This window comes from Ectothiorhodospira lacustris (assembly GCF_022227845.1).
GTDB lineage: Bacteria > Pseudomonadota > Gammaproteobacteria > Ectothiorhodospirales > Ectothiorhodospiraceae > Ectothiorhodospira > Ectothiorhodospira lacustris.
Genome location: NZ_JAJNQN010000007.1, coordinates 1 through 23,144 on the forward strand (window position 1 = coordinate 1; position 23,144 = coordinate 23,144).

The following is a 23,144-nucleotide window of genomic DNA, read 5'->3' on the forward strand; positions in this document are numbered from 1 at the left end:
CGGTTTTCACATAGTTTTAAAAATTTGTGGGGGGGGGGGGGGGGCTAACCCCCCCCCCCCCCCCCCCGCCCCCCTTGATCTCTTTAAAGATATTCGGGATAAGTCATTCTCGCGCAGGCGGGGATCCGGTCGCCGGCTGGAGGTTTTGGATTCCCGCTTTCGCGGGATTGGCGGACGCTGCTCACGGTATCGCGGCCGATACCGAAGACAAATGCGCCAGGATCACCGATAGCCGGAAATTCACTGCCTTCCGGAGCCGCTAGACTGTGCTGTCATCCATGCCGCGGGGAGGCGTATACGTTGTGGTAGAAATCATCAAGGCTTTGAACCTCACACCGGAGCAGGAAGCCTTGGTGGATCTGCACAGTTTCCTGAACGTGCTCAACGTGCTTTCGGCAGAGATGGATCTGCTGGCCTTTTACCTGGATCGGCCTGAGCCGCTGAAACAAGGCATCAGCATCGTGCATGGATTTGCCCAGGCCCTCCAAGACCCTTTTCAGGCCAGACTTTGGGTCCAGGACGTTGATGCCATTCACCGGGAAATCCAGCAAGCGGTCGCAACCGCCGTGGCCGGCCCCCCACCGACCCCGGATGCCCAGGCATGTCTGGACAACATTGAAGCCGTCATGGTGATTTTCAAGACCCGGGTCAGGGAACTGACGGCCCGCGCCGGCGTGCCGATGATCTGGCAATGGCATGACCTGGAGCTGCTCAGGGAGGATCTGGCGATACTGTTTCAGGTGATGCAACAGAAAAGCAACGGGGGCTTCGGCATCAAGCACAACATCGCCGGACAGAAAGAACGAGACTATCTGGTGAAGTTCGATATCACCAGTCAGGATGGAGACCAGATCTTCATACCGGCCGTGTTCAACGACGTGATTCGTGACCTGATGGCCAATGCACGCAAGTACACCCCACCTGGCGGGCGCATCCTGTCAGGTCTGGATGATGACGGCCAAAGAATCCGCTTCGTGGTGGAAGATACCGGCGTCGGCATTCCCCCCGGACAGATCGAGGATGTCGTCAGGCTCGGGTTTCGGGCGGATAACGTGCAGAACCGCAGAACCTACGGCGGGGGGTTCGGTCTGACCAAGGCCTACTGGGTGACCCAGCGCCTGCAGGGGCGCATGTGGATCGAATCCCGCCTCAATGAAGGCACCCGGATCGAGATCCAGTTTCCTCGGCTTCCTAGCGGTTGACGTCCACCACCGCGCGCCCCCGCACCTGTCCGGCCAGGATCTTTTCAGCCAGCGGGATCACCTCCGCCAGCGCCACCTCCGTGGTGGCTGCGGCCAGCCGGTCCGGTTCCAGTTCCCGGGCCAGGCAATCCCAGGCCTCCAGGCGTCGTTCCATGGGCATGTAAACGCTGTCCACCCCCAATAGATTGACACCCCGCAGGATGAAAGGGGCCACGGTGGCCGGCAGGTCCATGCCCTGGGCCAGACCGCAGGCGGCCACACTGCCGCCATAGCGGGTGGAGGCCAGCACATTGGCCAAGGTATGGCTGCCCACGGTGTCCACCGCCCCGGCCCAGCGGGGCTTACCCAAGGGCTTGCCGGGCGAGGACAGTGCCGCCCGATCCATCACTTCCGCCGCACCCAAGCCTTTGAGGTATGCCGCCTCCTGCAGACGCCCGGTGGATGCCACCACCCGGTAGCCACGCCCTGCCAGCAGCATCACCGCGATGCCCCCTACGCCACCCCCGGCTCCGGTCACCAGGATCTCGCCCTGATCCGGATCGACACCCTGGCGCGCCAGGGCCAGCACACAGAGCATGGCCGTGTAGCCGGCGGTGCCGATGGCCATGGCCTGGCGCAGATCGAAGGCCTCCGGCAGCGGGACCAACCAGTCACCCTTGAGGCGAGCCTTCTCGGCCAGGCCGCCGGGGTGGGCTTCCCCCACCCCCCAGCCATTGAGGATGACGCAATCGCCCGGTCGCCAGCGGGGGTGGTCGCTGTGCTCCACCGTGCCGGACAGATCCACCCCCGGGACCATAGGGTAGTGGCGCACCACGGGGGCCTTGCCGGTAATCGCCAGACCGTCTTTGTAGTTGAGGGTGGACCAGGCCACCTTGACGGTGACATCGCCTTCCGGAAGTGCCTGCTCATCCCGGTGTTCCAATGTCGCCTCGACTGCGTTTTCGGTCTTGTTCAGTACGATGGCTCGATACATCCGCCGTCCCTCCTGTTGATGGTCTTGATGGTTTGCCCGCTCTACGGCAGGGCTTGCATGATTTCCATCTCCAGTTGGCCCAGGATATCCGCCAGCCCCCGGGACAGCCCCGTCGCCACCTGAGCCGGCGTGGCTTCGGACAGCGGCTGACGGGACTGCAGGGTGGATGCCAGCGGGATACGGCGTTCGCCCGCCTGCGCCCGGGACGACAGATAGGCCTGAATCTCCAGGACCGCCGTCGGAGACTGGGCATCTCGCAGATCACCGTAGACGGTATTGACCAGGATATCCAGGCGATAGTCCGCCTCGCGGGCCAGGCTGGGGGGCAAGATGGTCTGGAACACCCGGGCCTCATGCAGCCAGTCCCGGGCGGCGCTGTATACCTGGTCCCGCACCGGGGCAAACCAGTCATGATGGAAGTCGGAGACATACCGGGTGTCGTCCATGCGGTAGATCAAGCCCCTGGTGGAGAATTCGGGTGCCACCCGCACCGTACCCATCGCCAGACTGCCGACGGCTGGACCCGACGGCTGCAGCGCCGGACGCTTGGCTTCCATCAGATAGGTCATGCGTACCGGGGGATCACGTTCCAGACTCACGCTGCAGGCACCGATCGTAAACAGGGCCGGCACCAGCATGAGCATCAACAGGATCTTGGGTACTTGGGGCATGGTCAGGCTCCGGATCATCGGGTCAGCTCGGCGGGCTCAGGGGGACGATTGAGGATCGCACCGGGATGACGGCGCAGGTCCTCGGTCAGGTCGCGCAGGTTGTCGGTCATGGTACGGAGGTTGTCCAGTGAGGCCGCGATATCCTGTTCATGGCCGGCAATCAGGTCATCGGTGCGGCCCACGGTACCCTGCAGCTGCTCCAGGGATCGGGTCAGACCTTCCAGCGACCGCCGAATCTCGGGCGACTCCGAGAGCCGCCGGAGATTTTGCGCCGTTGCTCCCAGGTCTTCCGGGATCTTCGCCAGTTGTGGCGAGTCCGCCAGGCCCTGCACCCGTTTGAGGATATCGTGGATCTGCTCCAGGCTGCCGGCCAGCTCGCTCATGAGTCGCTTGGCGTCCACCCCCTCCACGATCTCGTTCAGATTGATGGTGAAACGCTCAATGTTGTACAGGATGGACTCCACGTCCATCCTGTCCACCCGGCGCATGATGTTGTCCGCATACTGCAGGAACTGGGTCATGGTACTGGGGGCGGAGGGGATGTACAGGTACTCCGGGGTCCAGTCGATCTCCACGGGAGTGAAGGTATCGGCATCGAAGAAATCCAGCTCCAGAAAGTTGATGCCGGTGACGCCCTGGCTGGTCATGCGCACCCGCAGCCCCCGATCCACGAACCGTGCCAGTTCATCATTGACATCCCCCATGGAGGCACTGAGCAGGTCGGGGCGCAACCAGCCCCGGACCATCACATACTGAGCGCGCCGAACGACCGGCAGATCCTTCTGATAATGGGCGTAGGTAAAGCTGATCTGGCTCACCTCGCCGATGGTGACGCCCCGCAGCTTGATGGGCGCCCCCACCTCCAGCCCCTGGATGGAGCCGTCGAAATAGGTTTCCATCATCAGTTTGGGCCGCAGCAGCGCCCCCACCCCCAGTGCCAGCAGGATCACCACGGTGGCAGCAAAGGCGCCGACGATGAACAATCCCAGGCGAAAATATCCGGCACGACTACTCACGATGCCTCCGCGGCTTCACGGTTGAAGAAACGACGCACCCAGGGGTGCTCACTGTGGTCCCGCAGATGGGCGGGATCGCCCTCTGCCAGGATACCCCGGGTTTCCTTGTCCAGCATGATTACCCGGTCGGCGATGGCGAAAATGCTGGGCAACTCGTGGGTCACCACCACGAAGGTGATGCCCAGGATGCGGCTCAGACGCAGGATCAACTGATCCAGTTCCGCCGAGGTGATGGGGTCCAGGCCCGCCGAAGGCTCATCCAGGAACAGAATGTCGGGGTCCAGCGCCATGGCCCGGGCGATGGCGGCACGCTTCTGCATTCCCCCGGAGATCTCCGCCGGCATGTGCTGTTCAAAACCCGCCAGCCCCACCAGCTGCAGCTTGAGCCGGGCCACCAGGTCCATGGCCTCTTCGGGCAGGTCGGTGAATTCTTCCAGGGGCAGACGCAAGTTTTCCAGCAGAGTCATGGAGCCGAACAGGGCACCCATCTGATACATGACGCCGAAGCGCCGCAGGATGTCCCGACGCGCCTTGCCTTCGGTGCCGGTAAAGACCTCCCCGCCGATGATCACCTTCCCGGCCATGGGTTCATACAGCCCGATCATGTGCTTGAGCAGGGTGCTCTTGCCGCAACCGGACCCCCCCAGGATCACGAAGACCTCCCCCGGCGCGACGTCGAAGGACAGCTGCTCCAGCAGCGGCGTGCCACCGAACCCCAGGGTGAGGTCGCGCACCTGGATGATCGGCGGTGGATTTTGCGAAGCGGAGTGCATCAGATACCCAGATGGAAGAAGACCACGGCAAACAGGCCGTCCAGAACCACGATCAGGATGATCGCACTGACCACCGCCCGGGTGGTGGAAATACCCACGGCCGAGGCACCGGCACGGGTCTCCAGGCCACGCAAACAGCCTACCCCGGCGATGACCAGACCAAACACGGCGGCCTTGAACAGCCCGCCCAGGAAATCCCCCGGCGAGACCGCCTGACTGACCTGGTTCATGAACGCCACAAAGGGGACATCGAAGGTCATCATCACCATAGCCCCCCCCATCAGCCCCACAAGGTCTGCAAAGATGGTCAACAGCGGCGCGATGATCACCGCCGCCAGCACCCGTGTCACCACCAGGAAGCGCACCGGGTCAACCCCCATGGTGGTCAGGGCGTTGAGCTCCTCGTTGACCTTCATGGTACCGATCTCGGCGGCAAAGGCGGAGGCGGATCGACCCGCCAGCAGGATCGCCGTCATCAGCGGACCCAGTTCCCGGAACAGGGACAATGCCACCAGGTTGGCGACGAAGATCTCGGCACCGAACTGCTTCATCGCCACGGCGGACTGAAACGCCAGGATCACGCCCATGAGAAAGGCGATGAGGGCGACGATGGGGAGGGCATTGACCCCGGCCTCCTGGGCGATGCGCAGGGCATCTTTCCAGCGTACCCGGGCGGGATGGGTGAGGCCATGGGCGAGGGCGGCCGCGGCCTCGCCGATAAAGACCATGTGAAGGTAGAGATCACGGCCCAGGTCGTGCAGGCTGTCCGCCAGCCGTTGCCTGAGGCCGGGCGGACGACGCGACCCGGGGATCTCCACCAACGCCTTGGCATCAAAGGGTTCCAGCAACTGACTGACCTTGGCCGGCACATTCACCAGCGCCACCTCCGCGGCCGTTGCCCGGGGCTGGCGCAACAGATCCAGCAACAGGGCTACCCCGGCGCCGTCACAATATTCCACCGCCGTCAGATCCACCCGCACCGGCGTCGCAGGGTGATCATCCAGCAGGCGCCGGGCCCGGGACCAGAAACCGCCCACCGTATAGGCATCCAGGCGCCCGGACAGTGCCAGGATGCATTCACCCGCCGGGCCCACGGATGCGTTCAGTTGTGCGCCGCCTTCATTCACTGATGTCTTTTTACCCACGGGAACACGCGGACTCCATGGCAAACCATTGAACATGTCGCTCCATATTGCCAGACTGAACACGAGAAGAAAGCGACAGTGAACCCGCATGCGCGGGGGTAGTCCAATTCCCTTCTGACAAAGCACCCGGGATCGTCATGTCCAGTACCCTGCAAATCGAACGCCTGGTGGGGTCGCAGGCCACACCCTGGCTACCTGAACTGGCCCGGCTCAGGATCAGTGTCTTTCGTGCCTATCCCTATCTCTACGATGGCGATACGGACTACGAGGAGAACTACCTGGCCACCTACATCACCTCCCCCAAAAGCATTGTGGTGATGGTCCGAGACGGTGACAGGATCGTCGGTGCCTCCACCGCCCTACCCCTGATTCGAGAGCCAGAGAACGTGATCCGCCCCCTGCGTCAGCAAGGCTACGATCCGGCACGGGTCTTCTATCTGGGCGAATCCGTGCTCCTACCCGAATATCGAGGTCAAGGCCTGGGCGTGAGATTCTTCCAGGAACGGGAGGCCCACGCCAAGTCGTTGGGCGGCTTCACCCATGCCACCTTCTGCGCCGTCTATCGACCGAAGGATGACCCCCGCCGTCCTTCCGACTACAAGCCGCTGGATGAGTTCTGGAAGAAACGGGGTTATCGCAAACAACCCAGTATCACCACCGTTTTCTCCTGGAAAGACCTGGGTGAACAGCGAGAATCGGAAAAGACCATGGTCTTCTGGGTCAAGTCCCTCTAGGCTTTCTGATCACGGAGGGCCGGAGCCGCCCATGAACAAGACCCTGCCCGATACCACGATGGCTGCTCGCATCGACGCCATTCTGGCCCAGCTGAATACGGTGATCTTCGGCAAGCCCGGCCCGATCCGGCTGTCACTGGCCTGCCTGCTGGCCCGGGGTCACCTGCTGGTGGAAGACCTGCCCGGCGTGGGCAAAACCACCCTGGCCCACGCCCTGGCCCGCACCCTGGGACTGCAGTTCCAGCGCGTCCAGTTCACCAGTGACCTGTTGCCGGCGGATATCCTGGGGGTCTCGGTGTTCAGCACGGAACGCAAGCGCTTCGAATTCCATCCCGGCCCGGTATTCTCCCAGTTGGTGCTGGCAGATGAGATCAACCGCGCCACGCCCAAGTCCCAGAGTGCCCTGCTGGAGGCCATGGAAGAACAGCAAGTCACCATTGAAGGCACCACCCGGCGTCTGCCGGAGCCGTTCTTCGTCATCGCCACCCAGAATCCCCAGGAACAGATCGGCACCTTTCCCCTCCCCGAATCCCAAATGGACCGTTTTCTGATGCGCATCCACCTGGGCTATCCGGATGCCGCTGCGGAGCGGGCCCTGCTGCGGGGTCGGGATCGCCGCGAACTGGTGGAGGAACTGCCCGCCCAAGTCGATGCCCCGGCCCTGCTGGCCCTGCAGCGGCAGGTGACTCAGGTTCATGTCTCCGATGGCCTTCTGGACTACCTGCAGGCCATCGTAGCCCATACCCGTCGGCCGGCGCTTTACCAGATGGGCCTGTCGCCGCGGGCGGCACTGGCACTGATGCGGGCCGCCCAGGCCTGGGCCTTGGTGGATCACCGGGACCACGTGCTACCGGAGGACATCCAGGCAGTCCTGCCGCCGGTGGCCGGTCATCGGCTGAAGCTCAACGAGTCCCCCGGTCTGGCACCGGAACAGGTCACCCGGCGTCTGATCGAGGCGGTACCGGTCCCGTGATGAAGGCCCTGGTTCCGGACCGTCGGCGGCTGCGGGAATGGTTCATTACCTGGATCACCCGGCGCCAGCTACCGGAGGGTCGGACCCTGCGCCTGCATCGGCGCTGTATCTACATCCTGCCCACCCGCCAGGGTTACACCTTTGCCCTGATCCTGCTGGTGATGCTGCTGGGGGCCATCAATTACAGCAACAGCATGGCCTTCATGCTGACCTTCCTGCTGGCGGCCCTGGGCGCCAATGCCATGTGGCATACCCACAGAAACCTGCTGGGACTGCGGATCACCCGCCGACCGGCCCAGCCGGTCTTTGCCGGCCAGACCGCCCAGTTCGTTTATACGGTGGAGAACCCCAGCCGGGTTGCCCGTCGCGGCCTGCTACTGGAAACCCTGGATGGGGCGCCGGTCCCCTTCGACGTCAACCCCCGGGGGGAAAACCAGGTCACGCTGGACCTGCCCACCCGGCGCCGGGGCGTGCTGCGGCCCGGTCGCCTGCGACTTCACGGTCGTTATCCGATGGGGTTGTTCCGGGCCTGGTCCTGGCTGTATTTCGATGAATCCGTGCTGGTCTACCCCAAGCCCCTGCCCATGGATCAGGCGCCCCCCTTTGCCGGGCAGGATGAAGGCGAAAGTCGGGAACGGACCGATCCCGCCGGAGAGGAGTTTGCCGGGGTACGGGGCTATCAGCCGGGAGACTCGCCCCGGCATCTGGACTGGAAGGCCCTGGCCCGCACCGGCGATCTCTACATCAAGCAGTTCGGCGAAGTGAGTGGCGGACAGATCTGGCTGGACTGGGACCAGTTGCCGGCGGGCGACCTGGAGACCCGGCTGTCCATGATGTGTCACCAGGTTCTGCAGGCCCAGGGCCAGGGGTTGCGCTTCGGCCTGCGCATGCCCGGCCTGGCCCTGGAGCCGGAGACGGGCGAGGCCCACCAGCGCCGCTGCCTGGAATACCTGGCCTGCTTCGCCCTGCCGGCGGAATCCTGTCCATGAGCGCCGCGGCACCCATGCGGCTGGAAGATCGGCTACCGGGCCGCTCCGGCGCCCTGCTATGGGTGATTGCCGCCACCGGCGTGGCCATCGGGCCCCATCTGTTCAATCAGCCCGTCTGGGTAGTGCTGACCACCACCCTGGCCCTGGCCTGGCGCGGCGGCGTCCACCTGGGCCGACTGCCCATGCCCCCTCGCTGGATACTGGTGCTGCTCACCGTGCTCATGACCGGGCTGGTCCTGGGCCGCTACGGCACTCTCTTCGGCCGGGATGCCGGGGTGGCCCTGCTGGTCCTGATGACCGGCCTGAAGCTGTTGGAGACCCGCACCTATCGGGATGCCATGCTGGTGGTGTTCCTGGGGTATTTCGTCATCATCACCAACTTCTTCTACTCCCAGGAGATCCCGGTCGCCCTCTACATGCTGGTGGCGGTGTTCGCCACCACGGCGGCCCTGGTACGACTCAATGCCGGTGAAGCGATACAGCCGGTAAGGGAATCCTTCGGCCTGGCCGGCCTCATGCTGGGCCAGGCGGTGCCGGTGATGATCATCCTGTTCCTGCTCTTCCCCCGCCTGCCCGGACCCTTGTGGGGCATGCCCCAGGACAGCACCACCGGCGTCACCGGCCTGTCCGACAGCATGTCTCCCGGCTCCATCAGCCAGCTGCTGCAATCCGACGCCCCCGCCTTCCGTGTCTCTTTCACCGACGATCCGCCCGTACCGGCGCAGCGCTATTGGCGCGGACCGGTATTCGCGCATTTCGACGGGCGTACCTGGCGCGCAGGCCGGGAGACGGAGGTCGATGCCCTGCCCCAGGCACCGGATCTTGAGAGGGTCGTCACCTACACCATCAATCTGGAACCCCACGAACGCCGCTGGCTGCTGGCCCTGGATATCCCCGTCTCCGTACCGCCCGATGCCCGCATGATCGAGGATCACTATCTGGTGTCCAGCCGGCCGGTACGGCGCCTGGTGCAGTACACCCTGGCCTCACGGACGGACCTGATTCTGGAACCGGAACTGTCCGAGGCGCGTCGCCGTCAGGCGCTGAACCTGCCGGCCCGTGCGGCCCCCAGGGCGCAGGCCCTGGCACAGGACTGGCGATCACGGCATGAGGATGATGAGGCGCTGATCCGGACCGCCCTGGGCCATTTCAACGAAGAGCCCTTTTTCTATACCCTGTCGCCGCCCCGCCTGGAACGGGACCCGGTGGATCAGTTCCTGTTCGAGGCCCGCGCCGGTTTTTGCGAGCACTATGCCAGTGCCTTCGTGGTGCTGATGCGGGCCGCCGGCATCCCGGCGCGGGTGGTCACCGGCTACCAAGGCGGCGAATACAACCGCCTGGGCAATTACCTGCTGGTACGTCAATCCGACGCCCATGCCTGGGCCGAGGTCTGGCTGCAAGGCCGGGGCTGGGTGCGGGTGGACCCCACGGCGGCGGTGTCGCCTGAGCGGATCGAGTCAGGGATCCGGGCCGCCCTGTCCGGGGACCTGGGTGCCCCGGACTTCATCCGCCGCAGCCTGGACTGGGGCATAGTGCGGCTGCAGTGGGCGCTATGGCGCGACAGCATCGATTACTACTGGAGCGGCTGGGTACTGGCCTTCGGCCCCGAGCGGCAGGGGGAACTGCTGGAGCGCCTGGGCCTGGGACGCCTGGACTGGCGCGGGATGATCACCCTGATGGTGGCGCTTGTCGGCGTGGTGGTGCTGGTGTTCGCGGCCATCTTCCTGTGGCGTAACCGTCTACCCGTGGCCGACCCGCTGGCGGTGGTGTACCGGCACTTCTGCCGTCGACTGGCCCGTGGCGGGCTCACCCGTGCCCCCCATGAACCCCCCATGGACTTTGCCCGACGCATCGCCCGGGAACGCCCGGAACTAGCGGAACCGGTGATGGCCTTCACCCGGGAGTATGTGGCCCTGCGCTACGGTGCCAGCCCCGACCCGGAACGTTTCGGACGGCTACGCGGGCTGTTGCGCCGGATCAGGGTCTGATCCAAAAAACCCGCCGTTGCCGGCGGGTACAAAGCCCCATGGGGAGGGAAGCAAACAAGCTCACGTCCCTGTGAGCCGGGCTTTGTCAGGGGGCGATGCCGGTCATGCCGACAGTCGCCGGGGTTCTTCATGATCGGCAGGAGGGGCCTGGACCGTCTTCTTGCGGAAATCCTCAATGGCGGCCTTGATGGCGTCCTCGGCCAGGACCGAACAGTGGATTTTCACCGGCGGCAGGGCCAATTCCTCGGCGATCTGGGTGTTCTTGATGGCGCCGGCCTCCTCCAGGGTTTTCCCTTTCACCCACTCGGTGAGCAGGCTGGAGCTGGCAATGGCGGAACCGCAACCGTAGGTCTTGAACCTGGCGTCCTCAATGACGCCGGCATCATTGACGCGGATCTGCAGTTTCATCACGTCGCCGCAAGCCGGGGCACCCACCATGCCGGTACCCACGTGAGGGTCGGCCTTGTCCAGGGAACCCACGTTGCGGGGGTTTTCATAATGGTCGATGACTTTATCGCTGTAGGCCATGTTCGGTTACCTCTCGAATTCGGTTGTCCTGCATGGATCAGTGGGCCACCCACTCCACGCTCTTGAGATCCACCCCTTCCTGGTGCATCTCCCACAGTGGTGAGAGTTCACGCAGTTTCTCCACCGCCGATGTCACCAGGGCGATGGTATGGTCGATCTCTTCCACCGTGGTATAGCGGCCTACGGAGAAGCGGATGGAACTGTGAGCCAGTTCGTCATCCCGCCCCAGGGCACGCAGCACATAGGAAGGCTCCAGGCTGGCACTGGTGCAGGCGGAACCGGAGGATACGGCGATGTCCTTGAGCGCCATGATCAGGCTCTCCCCCTCCACGAAGTTGAAGGAGGCATTGAGATTGCCGGCCACCCGCCGCTCCAGGTCTCCGTTGAGGTAGACCTCATCCATGGTGGACAACCCTTCCCAGAGCCGGTCCCGCAGCATGCGCAGACGCTCATTCTCCGCACCCATCTCTTCGCGGGCGATACGAAAGGCCTCGCCCATGCCGATGATCTGGTGAGGCGCCAAGGTGCCGGAGCGCATGCCGCGCTCGTGGCCGCCCCCGTGCATCTGGGCCTCCAGCCGCACCCGGGGCTTGCGACTCACATACAGGGCACCCACACCCTTGGGACCGTAGGTCTTGTGGGCCGAAAAGCTCATCAGATCCACCGGCAGTTTCGACAGGTCCAGATGCACCTTACCAGTGGACTGGGCGGCATCCACATGGAACAGGATGCCCCGGGACCGGGTCAGGTTGCCGATGGCTTCGATATCCTGGATCACGCCGATCTCATTGTTCACCTGCATCACCGACACCAACACCGTGTCATTGCGCAGGGCGGCCTCCAGTTTATTCAGATCCAGCAGGCCGCTGGGCTCCGGGTCCAGGTAGGTGACTTCAAAACCTTCCCGCTCCAGTTGTCGGCAGGTGTCGAGTACGGCCTTGTGCTCCGTCTTGACGGTGACGATATGACGCCCCTTTTTCTGATAGAAATGGGCCGCACCCTTGATGGCCAGGTTGTCCGCCTCGGTGGCGCCGCTGGTCCAGACGATCTCCCGGGGATCGGCACCCACCAGGGCCGCCACCTGTTCGCGGGCCTCCTCCACCGCCTTTTCCGCCTCCCAGCCGAAGCTGTGGGAACGGGAGGCAGGGTTACCAAAGGCACCGCCGAACGTCATGAACCGGAACATCGCTTCGGCCACCCGCTCGTCGACCGGTGTGGTGGCGGCGTAATCCAGGTAGATGGGCCTTCTTGATGACATAGGGGCCTCCTCAGGCGGCGGAGCGACGGAAAATGAAATGCTGATGGGCGTGGCGCGGGTGGTGCTGCTCCTGGCGCCGGGCGATCTGCTGGACCTCGGGACGATTGGCAAACTGATCCAGGGTGATCCCATCAAGGAAGGCAAACAGCTGCTGGCTCAGTTCATCCCAAAGCTGGTGGGTCAGACAACGCTGCCCGTCGTGGCAATCACCGGTGCCCAGGCAGCGGGTCATCTTCACGTTCTCGTCCACCGCAGTGATGATGCTCGCCACGGTGATCTCGTCGGCGGGTTGCGCCAGGCGATAGCCACCACCGGGGCCGCGCACCCCTTCCACCAGGCCATGCTTGCGCAGCTTGGCGAAGAGCTGTTCCAGGTAGGACAGGGAAATCCCCTGGGTCTGGGAAATATCCGCCAGGGTCACAGGACCGATCCCGTCGTGGATGGCCAGGTCCAGCATGGCGGTCACCGCATATCGACTCTTGGTTGACAGTTTCATGGATGCCCCCTTCCTCGGTTGTCAGGCTTCATATTTCCCGACTTGGCAAGTCAGGTTTAGAGGCAGTCTCACAAAACCAACCAAACTAGTCAAGAATTTTTTCTTGCGGGAGGTCGGGGAATAGGGAAACCCGGCGGGCGGCTCAGAGGGCCCCGGGACCCTCGAACCGATGTCCCTGATGCAGGCAATAACCCAGCCACTTGTAAAGAAAGCGGTTGAAACGCCAGCGATGCTCCAGGGCTTGCCAGTCAGGATGATCACCCACACTGATCTCCTCGCCCGAGCGGTGGCAGGCACGTCCCATGACTTCCGCCTGACGGGCATCGTGATAGACCCTCAGATACAGATTGGGGCTCTTGCGCCGGTGTCGTCCCTCGTCGCCTTCAAAGTAGTAGGTGAGCACCAGCGTGGTGGTGTAGGGGCAGCGCTCGATCACTTCCAGGTGGACGTCCATCGCTCCCGCTACCCGGGAGACCCGCACACCCTGCAGTGACCGCAACTCGGGACACAGCCGGCGCAGGCGGATGTAATTAGCCTCATACAGGTCCATCAGCGCCGCAAAGCTGCGGGGCCGAGGGTCCAGATAGGCGGGTTTGCGGGCCTCAAGCAACATGGGCGGCATATTACCAAGGAGAACGCTGGGAAAGCCATCGAACTCGGGGCATCTGCGTGCCTGACCGGGACAGATGACCGCGTATTTGGTAACTTCAGTGACTCCAGCCACTCACCGCCGCGAGCCCATGAACATCAACCTGGTTGCCACCACCCCCTTCCAAGACCAGAAACCGGGCACTTCCGGCCTGCGCAAGCAGGTACGCGTCTTCCAGCAGCCCCATTATCTGGAAAACTTCGTCCAGGCCGTCTTCAATACCCAGACGGCCCTCAAGGGCGGCACCCTGGTGCTGGGCGGTGATGGCCGCTACTTCAACCGGGAGGCCATCCAGATCATCCTGCGCATGGCGACGGCTCACGGGGTCGCCAAGGTCATCGTGGGGCGCAGCGGCATCCTGTCTACCCCGGCGGCCTCCTGCCTGATCCGGCGTTATCGCACCCAGGGCGGACTCATCCTCTCCGCCAGCCACAATCCCGGCGGCCCCCAGGGGGATTTCGGCATCAAATTCAACACCCCCAACGGGGGGCCGGCGCCGGAAAAGGTCACCAACGAGATTCACGCCGCCACCCTGAAGCTGACCGAGTACCGGATTGCCGATATCCAGCATGTGGACATCGACCACTTGGGCAGCAGCAAGCTGGGCGCCATGGAAATTGCCGTGGTGGACCCGGTGCAGGACTACGCGGCGCTGATGCAGAACTTGTTCGACTTCGACCGCATGCGTGCCCTGTTCAACAGTGTGCCTTTTCGCATGCGCTTTGATGCCATGCACGCGGTGACCGGTCCCTATGCCCGGCGTATCCTGGAAGATATGCTCGGCGCCCCGCCGGGCACGGTGATGCGGGCCGAACCCCTGGCGGATTTCGGGGGTCATCACCCGGACCCCAATCTGGTGCATGCCCATGACCTGGTGGAGGCCATGAACGGACGCAACGGCCCCGACTTCGGCGCCGCCTCCGACGGCGACGGAGATCGCAACATGATCCTGGGACGCCGCTTCTTCGTCACCCCCAGCGACAGCCTGGCAGTGCTGGCGGCCAATGCCCACCACGTACCGGGTTACCGCAGCGGCATCATCGGCATTGCCCGCTCCATGCCCACCAGCCAGGCCGCGGATCGGGTGGCGGAGCATCTGGGGATCGAGTGTTTCGAGACCCCCACCGGATGGAAGTTCTTCGGCAACCTGCTGGATGCCGGCCGGGTCACCCTCTGCGGCGAGGAGAGTTTCGGCACCGGTTCCGATCATGTGCGGGAAAAGGATGGGCTGTGGGCGGTGCTGTTCTGGCTCAACCTGCTGGCGGTACGCCACGAATCGGTGGAAAGCATCGTCAAGTCCCACTGGCGTCAGTTCGGCCGGCATTTCTATACCCGCCATGATTATGAGGAAGTGGATGCCCAGCGGGCGGATGCCCTGATGAACCGGGTGCGGGATCGTTTGCCGAGCCTTGCCGGCAGACGCCTGGGTGAGCACACCGTGAGCCTGGCGGATGACTTCGCCTATGAAGACCCCATTGACGGGTCCGTCAGTCAGGGACAAGGGATCCGCATCCTGTTCGAGGGCGGGTCGCGACTGGTGTTCCGGCTGTCGGGTACAGGTACGGCGGGAGCGACCCTGCGGCTCTATGTGGAACGGTATGAGCCGGACCCGCAACAGCACGAACTGGAGACTCAGGCGGCACTGGCGCCGCTGATTGCCATTGCCCATGAGATGGCGGGCATCCGGGAACATACCGGGCGCGAGGCGCCGACGGTGATTACCTGAAAGGTGTCCTGAATCCGTCATTCCCGCGCAGGCGGGAATCCAGCAACGAACTGAAAACCCTGGGCTCCCGCTTTCGCGGGAGTGACGGCAAAGAATCCGCGGAGTGACGGCAGGGAATCAGCGGAGTGACGGCAGAGAATCAACGGAGTGACGGCAAAGAATCAACGAAGCCCTGTTTTCAGGCCCGCTCCCAGTCAAAGGCCAGCACCTGGCGGATGTGGTCGCAGCCGCTCAGACACATGAGCAACCGGTCCACGCCCAAGGCGACACCGGCACAGTCCGGCAGGCCCGACGCCAGGGCAGACAGCAGATGATGGTCCACCGCCACCGCCGGTTGCCCCGCGTCCCGGCGGCGGCGGTTGTCCGCCTCGAAGCGGGCGCCCTGCTCCGCCGCATCCCCCAGTTCATGAAAACCGTTGGCCAACTCCACCCCGCCCCAATACAGCTCGAAGCGCTCGGCCACCGCCGGGTTCTCCGGGCAGATCCGGGCCAGTGCGGCCTGGCTGGCGGGATAATCGTGAATGAAGGTCAGACCGTCCGCAGGCAGGGCGGGTGCCACCACCATGGACATGATCAGATCCAGCCAGCCATCCCGGTCCAACTCGCCCCGGACATCCAGCCCGAGCGCCCGCGCCCTGATCGCCAGGTCCCCGACATCGGCGCTCAGGGGGTCGATACCGGCATGGTCAAGCATGGCCTGCCGATAACTCAGATAGCCGGTCGGGCGGGACAGCCGGGCACCCGCCAGTTCACGCACCAGGTCATCGACTTCCGCCATCAGCCGATGGTGATCAAACCCGACCCGATACCATTCCAGCAGGGTGAATTCCGGATTGTGAAAGCGCCCGGCCTCGCCGGCGCGAAAGACCCGGGCGATCTGATAGATGTCCCCCGCCCCCGCGGCCAGCAGTCGCTTCATGGGAAACTCGGGCGAGGTATGCAGCCAGACACACCCCTCGGGCAGAGTCACGGCCAGACTCTCGATGGCAGGGTCCGTGGCCCCCGCCCGGGACAGGCAGGGGGTTTCCACTTCCAGTACCCCCCGCGCATGGAAGAAATCACGGATCGATCGCAGCAGATCCGCCCGGCGACGCAGCATCGCCGGGGAGGCGGAGGGAGACCAGTTCACGCGCGGGAGGCGTAGTCGCCGGTCCGGGTATCCACGCGGATCACATCACCTTCGTTCACGAACAGGGGCACCTTCACCACTGCGCCGGTCTCCAGGGTGGCCGGCTTGGTGCCGCCGGTGGCGGTGTCGCCACGGATGCCCGGATCACACTGGGTGATCTTCAGTTCCACGAAATTAGGCGGACTGACCGACAAAGGCACGTTGTTCCACAGGGTCACGGTACACATATCCTGCTCCTTGAGCCACTTCATGGCATCGATGACCGCGGCCTCATTGGCGGCATACTGCTCGAAACTCTCGGGCATCATGAAGTGCCAGAACTCACCATCGGCGTAGAGATACTGCATGTCCGTATCCATGACGTCGGCGGCCTCCACCGAGTCACCGGACTTGAAGGTCTTGTCCAGTACGCGACCGGTCTTGAGGTTGCGCATCCTCACGCGGTTGAAGGCCTGTCCCTTGCCGGGCTTGACGAACTCGTTCTCCACGATGGCATAGGGATCGCCATCCAGCAGAATCTTGAGCCCGCTCTTGAATTCATTGGTACTGTACATTGCCATAACGATGCATCTCCGGATCGAGCCAGGGCTCGAAGGGGTTTCCAACAGGGACAATCCCGAGTGGGCGGGGAATCTGGCAAAGAGATGGCCAAAACCGGCACAATGGGACGGCCTGCCACGATTCACCCTGAAAAATCCGCCTATGATAACGCGATTAAATGTCCACCGTCAGTCGGCGGATTGGCAACGCGCCCTCGCCCAGGCCGTGACCGATCCGGAAGAGCTGCTCAAGCGCCTGGGGCTGGACCCGGCCCTGCTGCCCGCTGCCAGGGAGGCCTCGAAACAGTTCCGGGTACGGGTGCCCCTGGGTTACCTGGGGCGCATGACCCCGGGGGACCCCAACGACCCCCTGTTGCGGCAGGTCCTGCCTCTGGGCGAGGAATGTCTCGAAGTCCCGGACTTTCACTGCGACCCGGTGGGTGACCTGGAATCGATGCCGATCCCGGGACTGTTGCACAAGTATCACGGCCGGGTGCTGCTGGTGACCTCCGGCACCTGCGCCATCCATTGTCGCTACTGCTTCCGTCGGCATTTTCCCTATCGGGACGCCTCGGCCATCCGGGAAGCCTGGCCGCGCATCCTGCTCTACCTGCGCACCCATCAAGAAGTTCGGGAGGTGATCCTGAGCGGTGGCGACCCGCTGACCTTGAGCGATGACAAGCTGGCGGCGATGATTTCGGACCTGGCCGGCATCCCTCACCTGCGGACTCTGCGCCTGCATAGTCGGCTGCCCGTGGTGGTGCCGGAACGAATCGACGACACCCTGCTGGGCTGGCTGACCGGCACTCGCCTGCGCCCGGTCATGGTCATCCATGCCAACCATGCCCGGGAACTGGACGGCACCACGCGCGCCGCCATGGAACGCCTTGAACTGGCCGGGGTGCGCCTGTTTAATCAGACCGTTCTGCTGCGGGGGGTCAACGATGATCCGGACGTCCTGGCTACACTCAGTCACGCCCTGTTCGACAGCGGTGTACAACCCTATTATCTGCATACGCTGGACCCGGTCCAGGGTGCTGCGCATTTCGCCGTTTCCGAGACACATGCCCTGGCCATCATGGACCATCTGACCCAGCAGCTTCCCGGCTACCTGATCCCGCGTCTGGTTCAGGACATCCCGGGACGGGACAGCAAGACACCACTGGTACGCTCATTCCCTACCATTGGTAATTCCGTGCTTTGAAAACTGGAAGAATAGGGGCTACAGGCATTAAAATGGTGAACTACGTCACAAAAAACCAGTCTCAAGGCCGAGACATAGGCCCCTATTCAAGAGTCAAGTGAGATGCTGGTCGGAACCCCCATGGTGCAATTTCAAGGCGATGACGCCCTACCCTTACAACCAAGGAAGGTCAAACGCTGGCTGAAGGCACTGCCCCTGGCCAACATGGGGGAGACGACACGCAGGCTGCTGCAAGCGATCCGGGAACTGAACGGCCAGGCGCTGCCGGCGGCCGATCGTCTCGAGATCATGGAGCTGATCCGCCCCTCCCTGCTCATGGCCCAGGATCACCTGGGGCGCCACTTCATCAGCCGCTCCCTCCCGCTGCCCCCTCGGAGTCTGCAGATTGCCCATATCGCGGGAGAGTTGCTGGCGGAAACCAGTGCCGGCTATCTGCGGATACTCAGAGATATCCGGGGCATGGAAAAGACGGGGCTCTCCAACAAACAGCTGACGACGGCCATCTACCAGGGCCTGCGCATGCTGGGGACCCAGCAGAGACATGCTTCACGTTTGTACCTGCCTGCACCGCCGGGGACCTGGCAAGCCATGCACGAACTGTTGGCCCAGGCGGAAGACTATGGTCTTCTCCACCAGGTGACCGCGGATGAACAAACAAGGCAGCGCACCCCCGCCCACGCCTACCTGCAAATTGCGCTGCTGGCCCTGGCCGCCCCCCTGACCCTGCGCCAGGGGGAATCCGATCGGCTCTACCACTACCTTGAGGAACATGGTGTGCTGTGCCGTATCGGACCGGACGCCCTGCCCGATAGTGTCGGCATGCTCTACCGGATCGATCTGTCCAGCGACCGGGGACCGGAGTACATCACTCAGGATGAAATGGACGGGGCGGAAAAAAACCGATTCCTGCAGATCGCACCCTTGATTCGTCAACTGCGTGACATGGCTCGCGGGGGTGATAACCAGGCACTGGATAATGACCTGATCCACAGAACCCTGGTTTCCTGGACCAATACGGCACGACGCCGCTTCAACCGTGCAGGCAGGGCCGGTTGGATCGATGTAGCGACCGGCCTGACCGGGATCCATCGTTGTATCACCCGAAAAATCAATGCCCACCCAGGCAACGAACCTGCAAACACGGTTTACGACAACCTGTCCCTACAACAGATCGATAACAACCTGCACTCCCTGGATATGGGCATCACGGTGCAGTATCTGGCGGACATGCCCAAGGATCTGGGGTCTTCCGCCTGGGACAGCATTGCCAAGGGCAACCTGATAACCGGCAACACCTTTGCAGATGCAGACACCGATTCCATGCAGCCGGATCATAGCTCTCTCCCACAACCGTGGTCTCTGGTGGACAGCAGTGCCGGTGGCTTCCGCCTGCGTTGGGAAAAGCCTCAGGCCGGGCGAGTCCAGGTGGGAGAGATCATCGGCCTGCGCAACCATGACGGCGCCTGTGTAAGCTGGCTGCTGGGCATCGTGCGCTGGATGATGCTTCACCCGGAAACCGGCCTTGAAATCGGCGTCCAGATTCTGGCCCCCCGCAGCCTGCCGATCACGATCAGGCGCGCCAAGCGCCGACTGGCCCACGGGCAGCCGTTGGAGGGTCTCATGTCGCCGACCATCCAAATACTGCAACAGGCCACCAGCCTGTTCTGTCCTGCCGGTGTTTTCCAGGTGGGTGACGAACTGGCCGTGAATCTGGCTGGTCGGACCCTGCCTGTGAGACTCACCCGCAAACTGGAGTACTCCAGCCGCTTCGAGCAATTCACCTATGAACCGGTAAAAAACCTGCCCGTAGAACCCAAAGGCGTCGATCAGGCCTCGAAAACCGAGTTGGTCTGGTCCAGCATCTAGCTTTTGCCTGCCCCTCCCCCGAGCACATCGGGGGCTGGCCTGATTGCACCGCTGATTGGCGGTATCGGGTTGCTTGTCTATATAATCGTGGCAAGTGATCTCCGCCGGTGACCAGCCCGGCCCAATCCCCCCGCACTCAGGCCAGGCACCGAATGGACAACCTTCTACGCCTACTGATCATTGACGACGACCTCAACGACGCCGAGATGATGGTGAGCACGCTCAAGTCCGCCGGCCTGGCCGTCAGACCTGAGCGCGCCGAAGACGAAGAAGACCTGCTGACCAAACTGAAGCACCACACCCCGGATGTCATCATCTGCGCCCTCGGGCACCCTTCCCTTTCCCTCGACAAAGTCATTCAGAGCAGCCGCCAGATGGGGCGACATGCTCCCGTGGTCGCCGTTGCCACCAGTTCCGACACCGACATTGTGGAGTGTCTGGAATTGGGTGCGCATGACATGGTCCGGAAAAATCATATGGACCATCTACGACTGGTGATCACGCGGGCACTGGCCTTTCAGCAGCAGTGGCGCTCCCTGAAAGTCCTTGAGTCCTCCCTGAGGGAGACGGAGCGTCGCTGCAAGATGCTCCTGGACAATGCCCGAGATGCCATTGCCTACGTTCACGAAGGCATGCACCTTTACGCCAATCCCGCCTACCTGGAACTGTTCGGTTTCGCCGACATCGAGGAGATCGAAGGCATCCCCATCATGGACATGGTGGTGCGTGAGGAGCAACAGAAACTGAAGGAATGTCTGCGTCAGTATGACGACACCCAGAATGCGGACGCGCATCCCGACTCCCCCCCACAGCCCCAGGAATTGCAGCTCAAGCGCATTTCAGGGGAAAATTTTTCTGCGCCAATGGAATTCAGCAGCGCCATCATTGATGGCGAGCCCTGCATCCAGATACTCATCCGATCCAACGCCGGCGGCAACACGCTGGAACTGGAAAAGAAACTCAACTACCTGTCGCAACGGGACCTGATCACCGGCCTGTACAATCGGCAATATTTCCTGGAGTGCGTACAACAGGCCCTGGGGCAGGCCACCCAGAGCAAAGCCAATGCCACGCTGATCGAACTGACGGTAGACCAGTTCAGCGGTATCCGGGAACTGGTCGGTGTTGCCGGTGCGGACCTGGTGCTGAGCGACTTGGGCAAGCTGCTGGAAGAGGCCTGCGGTCAATCCGACATCGTTGCGCGGCTGGAAGGACAGGCCTACGGCATTCTCTGTCAGCACTGGGAAATGCAGGAGATCCTGCAATTCACCCGTGACCTGCTGAGCCGGATCTCAGAACACATCTGCGAGGTGGAAGGGCGGTCCATCAGTTTCACCGCCTCCATCGGGGCCGCGCAGGTCGACGAGAATGCGCCCGATATCGACGAACTGCTGTCCCGGTCACACAAGGCCTGCGAGGAAGCGGCCACATCGGGCGGCAACCGGACAGTCATCTACCAACCCAAAGAGGGGGAGATGACCCAGAAGCAACTGGATGAAACCTGGTCCAGGCGCATCACCGAGGCCATGGACAGCAACCGGCTGGTCCTGCTGTTCCAGCCCATCATCAGTCTCCATGGAGAGGCCGGCGAACGTTACGAAGTCTTCATGCGCCTCCTCAACAAAGGGGGGGAGGCCATCAGCCCCAGCCAATTCATGCCCAGCGCGGAACGCACGGACCTGGCACGGCAACTGGATCAATGGGTCATCGGCCAGGCACTCAGTACCCTGGCGGCACGACGCAAGGCAGGGTATGACACGGTGTTTTTCATCAAGATCACCGGCGGCACCCTCCATGACCCAGGCATGGTCCCCTGGATTGCCGACCGGCTCAAGGAGCACCGCATCCCGGCCGAGTGCGCGGTGTTCCAGATCAAGGTGGCCACCGTCGTCGCCCACCTCAAGCAGGCGCGGGAACTGGTAAAGTCGCTCAAGAGCATTCACTGTCAGTTCGTCCTGGACGACTTCGGCGTCGGACTCAATCCCTTCCAGATACTGCAGCACATCCCGGTGGATTACCTGAAGGTGGATGGTTCTTATACCCGCAACCTGGCGAAGAGCATTGAGGACCAGGAAGTGCTCAAACATCTTACGGATACGGCCCATAGCCAGGGCAAGATGATCATTGCCCAACAGGTGGAAGAGGCCGCCACACTCTCCATACTCTGGGGGCTGGGCGTGAACTTCATTCAGGGGAATTTCCTGCAGGCCCCCTCCGGCGCCCTGGAATACGATTTCTCATCCATGGGCTGACCCTCCCTCCTCCCCTGAGGGGAGAAGGGAGGACAGCGAAGGTCAGCGGCCGCCGGCCTTGAGGGCCATGATGCGCTCTTCCAGCGGCGGGTGGGTCATGAACAGTTTCTTGATCCCCTGCCCCATGCCGCCACGGATGCCGAAGGCCTGCATCTGGTCGGGCATCTGGCTGGGCTGCCCCTGAGCGGCACGCAGACGCTCCAGGGCTGCGATCATCTTCTCCCGGCCGGCCAACTTGGCACCGCCCTCGTCGGCACGGAATTCCCGCTGACGGGAGAACCACATGACGATGATGGAAGCCAAAATGGCCAGGATGATTTCCGCCACGATGGTGGTCACCCAGAAGGCCGGGCCATGGCCTTCCTCGTTCTTGAACACCACCCGATCCACCAGGTGACCGATGACGCGGGCCAGGAAGATCACGAAGGTGTTGATCACCCCCTGAATCAGGGCCAGGGTGACCATGTCGCCGTTGGCCACGTGGGCCACTTCGTGCCCCAGTACGGCCTCCACCTCATCCCGGTTCATGTTGTGCATGAGCCCGGTACTCACGGCCACCAGGGCATTGTTCCTGCTCATGCCGGTGGCGAAGGCGTTGGGGTCCGGGGAGTCGAAGATGCCCACTTCCGGCATGCCGATACCGGCCTGCTGGGCCTGGCGGCGTACGGTTTCCACCAGCCACTGCTCGGTTTCGCTGCGGGGCTGTTCGATGACCTGCACGTTCATGGTCTTCTTGGCCATCCACTTGGAAATGGCCAGGGAGATGAAAGAGCCCCCGAAGCCGAAGACGGCGGCGAAGACCAGCAGGTTGCTGAGGTTCAGGTTGGTCCCTGATTCATCCAGGATGCGCTCCACTCCCAGAATCCGCAGGGTGATGCTTAACACCACGATGATGGCCAGGTTAGTGGCCAGGAACAGGGCGATGCGCTTCATGCTGTCTCCATGATCTGAAGGTTGGGGGTTGTCAATCAAAGGTCCGGCGTATTAGATGGGGTTTGGCGTGAAAAATTCAAGCACAAAAAAGCTGCAGCCG

At 63.0% G+C, this 23,144-nt stretch carries 21 protein-coding genes; 9 read left to right on the forward strand and 12 right to left on the reverse strand.

Annotated features, from left to right (window positions below; translation table 11 throughout):
• Positions 1-302: 302 nt before the first annotated feature.
• Positions 303-1,202, forward strand: a complete 900-nt coding sequence (locus LQ956_RS15060) for an ATP-binding protein (protein WP_238622955.1) — start codon at positions 303-305, stop codon at positions 1,200-1,202.
• On the opposite strand, the gene acuI is transcribed toward LQ956_RS15060, so the two are convergent.
• From acuI to LQ956_RS06800, 5 genes are read right to left on the reverse strand one after another with little or no spacing between them, the layout of a single operon-like run.
• Entirely contained in the window at positions 1,192-2,175 is a 984-nt protein-coding gene (gene acuI, locus LQ956_RS06780; RefSeq protein WP_238629641.1) for an acrylyl-CoA reductase (NADPH), read from the reverse strand. The two genes, LQ956_RS15060 and acuI, sit on opposite strands and share 11 nt — an antisense overlap.
• Positions 2,176-2,216: 41 nt before the next feature.
• Positions 2,217-2,846, reverse strand: coding sequence for an ABC-type transport auxiliary lipoprotein family protein (locus LQ956_RS06785; protein ID WP_238629642.1), 630 nt, complete (start codon positions 2,844-2,846; stop codon positions 2,217-2,219).
• A gap of 14 nt (positions 2,847-2,860) precedes the next feature.
• Positions 2,861-3,862 (reverse strand): MlaD family protein, encoded by a 1,002-nt coding sequence (locus LQ956_RS06790; protein WP_238623140.1) that lies wholly within the window; start codon positions 3,860-3,862, stop codon positions 2,861-2,863.
• Positions 3,859-4,635: an ABC transporter ATP-binding protein gene (locus tag LQ956_RS06795; RefSeq protein ID WP_238623139.1), complete on the reverse strand. Its 777-nt coding sequence runs from the start codon at positions 4,633-4,635 to the stop codon at positions 3,859-3,861. Before LQ956_RS06795 ends, LQ956_RS06790 begins: the two co-directional genes overlap by 4 nt.
• Positions 4,635-5,780, reverse strand: coding sequence for an ABC transporter permease (locus LQ956_RS06800; protein WP_238629643.1), 1,146 nt, complete (start codon positions 5,778-5,780; stop codon positions 4,635-4,637). Before LQ956_RS06800 ends, LQ956_RS06795 begins: the two co-directional genes overlap by 1 nt.
• Before the next feature lie 137 nt (positions 5,781-5,917).
• Between LQ956_RS06800 and LQ956_RS06805 the strand changes: the two genes are divergently transcribed.
• The 4 genes from LQ956_RS06805 to LQ956_RS06820 are packed head-to-tail and all read left to right on the forward strand — an operon-like array spanning position 5,918 to position 10,464.
• Complete coding sequence (locus LQ956_RS06805; RefSeq protein WP_238623137.1) at positions 5,918-6,514, forward strand: GNAT family N-acetyltransferase; 597 nt, start codon at positions 5,918-5,920, stop codon at positions 6,512-6,514.
• Positions 6,515-6,545: 31 nt separating this feature from the next.
• Positions 6,546-7,487, forward strand: coding sequence for an AAA family ATPase (locus LQ956_RS06810; RefSeq protein WP_238623136.1), 942 nt, complete (start codon positions 6,546-6,548; stop codon positions 7,485-7,487).
• Positions 7,487-8,476: a DUF58 domain-containing protein gene (locus tag LQ956_RS06815; protein WP_238623135.1), complete on the forward strand. Its 990-nt coding sequence runs from the start codon at positions 7,487-7,489 to the stop codon at positions 8,474-8,476. The genes LQ956_RS06810 and LQ956_RS06815 overlap by 1 nt, the downstream gene beginning before the upstream one ends.
• Positions 8,473-10,464 carry a transglutaminase TgpA family protein gene (locus LQ956_RS06820; protein WP_238629644.1) on the forward strand — a complete coding sequence of 664 codons (1,992 nt, stop codon included), beginning with the start codon at positions 8,473-8,475 and terminating at the stop codon, positions 10,462-10,464. Before LQ956_RS06815 ends, LQ956_RS06820 begins: the two co-directional genes overlap by 4 nt.
• Positions 10,465-10,566: 102 nt before the next feature.
• On the opposite strand, the gene iscU is transcribed toward LQ956_RS06820, so the two are convergent.
• The 4 genes from iscU to LQ956_RS06840 all read right to left on the reverse strand — a co-directional run bounded on the left by iscU (position 10,567) and on the right by LQ956_RS06840 (position 13,359).
• Entirely contained in the window at positions 10,567-10,992 is a 426-nt protein-coding gene (gene iscU, locus LQ956_RS06825) for a Fe-S cluster assembly scaffold IscU (protein WP_238623133.1), read from the reverse strand.
• Positions 10,993-11,029: 37 nt separating this feature from the next.
• Positions 11,030-12,250 (reverse strand): IscS subfamily cysteine desulfurase, encoded by a 1,221-nt coding sequence (locus LQ956_RS06830; RefSeq protein WP_238623132.1) that lies wholly within the window; start codon positions 12,248-12,250, stop codon positions 11,030-11,032.
• Positions 12,251-12,260: 10 nt separating this feature from the next.
• Positions 12,261-12,746, reverse strand: coding sequence for an Rrf2 family transcriptional regulator (locus LQ956_RS06835; RefSeq protein WP_238623131.1), 486 nt, complete (start codon positions 12,744-12,746; stop codon positions 12,261-12,263).
• 142 nt (positions 12,747-12,888) lie between these two features.
• Positions 12,889-13,359: a DUF1249 domain-containing protein gene (locus tag LQ956_RS06840; protein ID WP_238629645.1), complete on the reverse strand. Its 471-nt coding sequence runs from the start codon at positions 13,357-13,359 to the stop codon at positions 12,889-12,891.
• Between the two features lie 127 nt (positions 13,360-13,486).
• Between LQ956_RS06840 and LQ956_RS06845 the strand changes: the two genes are divergently transcribed.
• Positions 13,487-15,121: an alpha-D-glucose phosphate-specific phosphoglucomutase gene (locus LQ956_RS06845; protein ID WP_238623141.1), complete on the forward strand. Its 1,635-nt coding sequence runs from the start codon at positions 13,487-13,489 to the stop codon at positions 15,119-15,121.
• A 178-nt stretch (positions 15,122-15,299) separates the two neighbouring features.
• On the opposite strand, the gene epmA is transcribed toward LQ956_RS06845, so the two are convergent.
• Positions 15,300-16,250: an EF-P lysine aminoacylase EpmA gene (gene epmA / locus LQ956_RS06850; protein ID WP_430733400.1), complete on the reverse strand. Its 951-nt coding sequence runs from the start codon at positions 16,248-16,250 to the stop codon at positions 15,300-15,302.
• Positions 16,247-16,810 (reverse strand): elongation factor P, encoded by a 564-nt coding sequence (gene efp / locus LQ956_RS06855; RefSeq protein ID WP_238621811.1) that lies wholly within the window; start codon positions 16,808-16,810, stop codon positions 16,247-16,249. Before efp ends, epmA begins: the two co-directional genes overlap by 4 nt.
• A 142-nt stretch (positions 16,811-16,952) precedes the next feature.
• Between efp and epmB the strand changes: the two genes are divergently transcribed.
• The 3 genes from epmB (at position 16,953) to LQ956_RS06870 (ending at position 22,111) form a co-directional block, all read left to right on the forward strand.
• Positions 16,953-17,993, forward strand: coding sequence for an EF-P beta-lysylation protein EpmB (epmB, locus tag LQ956_RS06860; protein ID WP_238621812.1), 1,041 nt, complete (start codon positions 16,953-16,955; stop codon positions 17,991-17,993).
• Between the two features lie 120 nt (positions 17,994-18,113).
• Complete coding sequence (locus LQ956_RS06865; protein ID WP_238629646.1) at positions 18,114-19,859, forward strand: hypothetical protein; 1,746 nt, start codon at positions 18,114-18,116, stop codon at positions 19,857-19,859.
• Between the two features lie 152 nt (positions 19,860-20,011).
• A complete protein-coding gene (locus tag LQ956_RS06870) occupies positions 20,012-22,111 on the forward strand; it encodes an EAL domain-containing response regulator (protein ID WP_238621814.1) in 2,100 nt (699 codons plus the stop codon).
• A 42-nt stretch (positions 22,112-22,153) separates the two neighbouring features.
• Here LQ956_RS06870 and htpX read toward each other — a convergent pair whose 3' ends face one another.
• A complete protein-coding gene (gene htpX / locus LQ956_RS06875; RefSeq protein WP_238621815.1) occupies positions 22,154-23,044 on the reverse strand; it encodes a protease HtpX in 891 nt (296 codons plus the stop codon).
• Positions 23,045-23,144 lie beyond the last annotated feature (100 nt).